Annotated in this window: 2 protein-coding genes; both read right to left on the minus strand. The window is 40.8% G+C overall.

The window, feature by feature from the left end:
- Positions 1–192: 192 nt before the first annotated feature.
- On the minus strand, positions 193–2,532 hold the full coding sequence (locus ACYQ2O_RS11200; protein ID WP_459796638.1) for a glycoside hydrolase family 31 protein: 2,340 nt from the start codon (positions 2,530–2,532) through the stop codon (positions 193–195).
- A gap of 394 nt (positions 2,533–2,926) precedes the next feature.
- Positions 2,927–3,235, minus strand: coding sequence for a hypothetical protein (locus tag ACYQ2O_RS11205; RefSeq protein ID WP_459796639.1), 309 nt, complete (start codon positions 3,233–3,235; stop codon positions 2,927–2,929).
- Between the last annotated feature and the right edge of the window lie 148 nt (positions 3,236–3,383).

The raw sequence follows: 3,383 nt of genomic DNA on the forward strand, positions 1-3,383 counted from the left end.
TCTGATATAATTTGATTCATAAGAAGACCTCTTTCTCTAGCGTTGTCGTTATCTCTAGATTAAGGGTCTTCTTTCTTTTTGTCTAGGTCGAATTTCCCCTCTTCCGACATTAATTTTACACATAGCAACTTAAAAAGACCTGATTGGAATCAGGCCTTCTTTTTATGACAGAACAGATAGATAGCATAGCGTTTAACTATTCTTAATATACAACAGTTCAAAAAGCGACTGACTTAAGTGCTCTTCTTCTAACTCGTTTATTGTAGAAAGAAGACTAAATTCCGAATGATTGTTATTGAAGTCGTTGTATAAGTCATCTTTAAGAAAATAGCCGACCTGTGCGGTGTTCAGGCGTTTAAACAGCTCATGACTGATGTCCTGCTTTTCAATATATTTAAAGGACTTGAAGGTCACTTTCAGTTCTTCTTCGTTCTTCATCCTGAAAGTAATAGTCGTCCGCTTCATTTCATCGGAATAGCTCTGGTCGATCATCTCACCGCCTATCACACTGATCAGCTCCACCTGCTCAGAAGCATTAAAGTGCAAGCTGTGGACACGTCCCTCTGGAATAGCTGAACCCTCTCCTTTAACTTTTATGAGAACAGTCTGAGTCTGATAATCAAGGGTTAATTCAGTCACTGCTCTGGACTGCCCACCATCTTCAATGAGCTCGAAGCTGTTTGATCTGCCGGGATAAATCATCCATTCCAAAGAATTTGGCAGTGTATACGCTGGTGTGCTGACGGGATCAGCATCCATTGGAATGATGCCTCCCTCCTTAGCAAACACTGGCATACGATCCGTTTCTCTATACAATTTCAGCTTCGATCCACCTTTGTACCTGAAGTTGCTGAATATATCGAACCAGTTGCCTTCCGGGAAATAAATCAGGTCACTACCGTATAAGGTTTCATTATCTTTTTTTGTAGTGATAGGCAGAACCAGGAGCTCACTGCCAAAGAAATACTCATTATTTACATCATACGCCTGTTTTTCCATAGGGAAGTGATAATAAACCGGGCGGATCAGCGGAACCCCTTCTTCACTGGTCAGCACATTATAGGTATATAAATAGGGTATCAATGCGTGTCTGAGCTGAAGAAAGTCGACCATATTATTCTTTACCGATTCACTGTAGTTCCATGGCTCTTTGCTGGAAAAAGCACTGTTGGAACTATGGAGACGATTGATTGGACTGAACACCCCAAACTGAAACCATCTCTGCACCAGTTCTTCGTCTTTATATCCCTTGTAGTGACCACCTATATCATGACTCCACCAGGTATAGCCAATATTTGAGGAAGTAGCTGTCAAATAAGGCTGAAAATTTAAAGAATCCCAGGAAATAACAGAGTCTCCTGAAAATCCGATCGGATACCTGTGACTTCCAGGACCGGCATATCTTGAGAGGATCAGTTCTTCTTTTCCTCTTTCTTCCAAATCTTTATAATGATAGTGATTCAATAGCCACAAGGGATCGATATCACTTGTACTGTACTCCCCCTGCTGCCAGTCTATCCACCAGAAGTCTACTCCAATTTCTTCAAAAGGATGGTGAATATCTTCAAAATAAGCGGCTCTGAACTCATCGTCCATCAGATCAAACTTTGCCGGCTCTTCCAGATGGGTTTTAAGATCGAGCCGCTCAGCAATCTGTTCATATTGCGATTCAAATGCACGTATGCCATCTGCCGGATGGACATTTAATGTTGTAGCTAGCCCTCTGTCTTTTAGTTTTGTGAGAAACCGTTCAGGGTCAGAAAAATATTCGGTATTCCAAGTGTATCCTGTCCAGCCGCTGCCGTATTTTGAAGGAATATCTGTCAGATGCCAGTCCATGTCGATTACACTGACTGATAAAGGAATATGTTCGTTTTCGAATCTATCGATCAGTTTGATATAGGTTTCTTCAGTGTACTTCCAGTAACGACTCCACCAGTTGCCTAATGCATATCTTGGAAGTAATGGTGGAAATCCGGACAGACGAAAATAATCTTTCAGCGCTTTGAAGTACTCTCTTCCGTATGAGAAAAAGTAGACATCTGTGTGAGGGTTGTCTTTCACTTTGATACAGTTGTCATTGTCAAATATGAACGACTCCGAGTCATCAAGTGCGGCATAGCCGAATTTTCCCATAATTCCTTCTCCAAGATCGGTTGCTCCGTCCACTCTGTCAATAGTTCTGACTGTTCCTTTAAGCGTATCGATAGGCTGACCGTAATACCATCTGTTAGTATAGTTTGAAAAGTTGTATCTGACATCTATATGCAGATTCTTCGGACTGAACTCCTCCTCCTTAGTATAAAAAAGGTGAAATGTGCTTGTAATGATTTCCAGAGTGCCGTTCGTCTCTTTCAGTTCAAAAACGACATCTCCAAGGTTTCGATTCTGGACCAGCTGAGTCGCCCTGTCTTCAAAATACCCAGTTTCTGAGTATTCCATTCGAATCAGTCTGTCAGTAATAATGGTGAAACGGTAATGTTCGCCTTGAATAATCTGATCCTTAGTCGGTAGTCGTTTATCAGTTGTCATATGTATCCTCCTCGTTTTATGCCGATGTCCAGTTACTTAGACAGGTTGTCCAACTTGGACAGAAATAAATAATAGACTGCGTACAGTGTCAGGGGAATTCCGATTAAGCTGTATAGAATAAGGCTGACAGAAAAAATGACGTAATTCAGGCTAATCATTAAAATGACTAATCCTAGTGAAAAGAAGGGGTGTTTCATTATAAAGTAGATTCCCTGTTTCAATTTCCATCTGACAGGCATTGCATAATGAGCTTCGATAAATAATGTAATAAGGGCTACCATCCAGATGTAAAATAAAAGCACGACCACTACAAGACTGAGTATGGGCGGACCATCTAAAGAAAAATAAAGCAAGGCAGCAAAAAGTACGATTAGTCCGGTATAAATTACGCCAATCAGGAAGCTGTTTCTGTAGCCATTTCTGTAATGCTTGAAGAAACTAACGGGTCCTGAAGAAACGGGTTCTCTAAGCCCCTCCCGGACAGAGGAAATAAGTGCCTGCAGACCTGGAAATAAAACGATTGCATGAAGAGAAACAGTAGTGGCAGCAGAATCTGTAAAGCTTCAGGATCAGGTGTCACTCCAACCTGAATCATCAGAAACAGGACAGGCCAACTGACGATTCCCCATAAAAGGTTCAACAACAGGCAGTCTATTACCAGTCGAGATAATTCATAGAATGCCATGTAAATCTTTTCTCCCAAATAATCCCCTCCTTAATAGTCTAAGAGACACCTAGGAAACTATAGATGCTCTATATAAGTGGATTTAGGGTTTTCTCTTTTGAGTTTTCCCTCCACTTATTTTCTTTTTTTAAATTTTTTCACATTTTTATGCTTATTACTTGACTTT

The sequence above is a fragment of the Alkalibacterium sp. m-11 genome (assembly GCF_054658155.1).

What these genes read in the sequence shown, in the direction of transcription:
- ACYQ2O_RS11200 (WP_459796638.1), bottom strand. Translation starts at nt 2,532, where the DNA reads ATGACAACTGATAAACGACTACCGACTAAGGATCAGATTATTCAAGGC.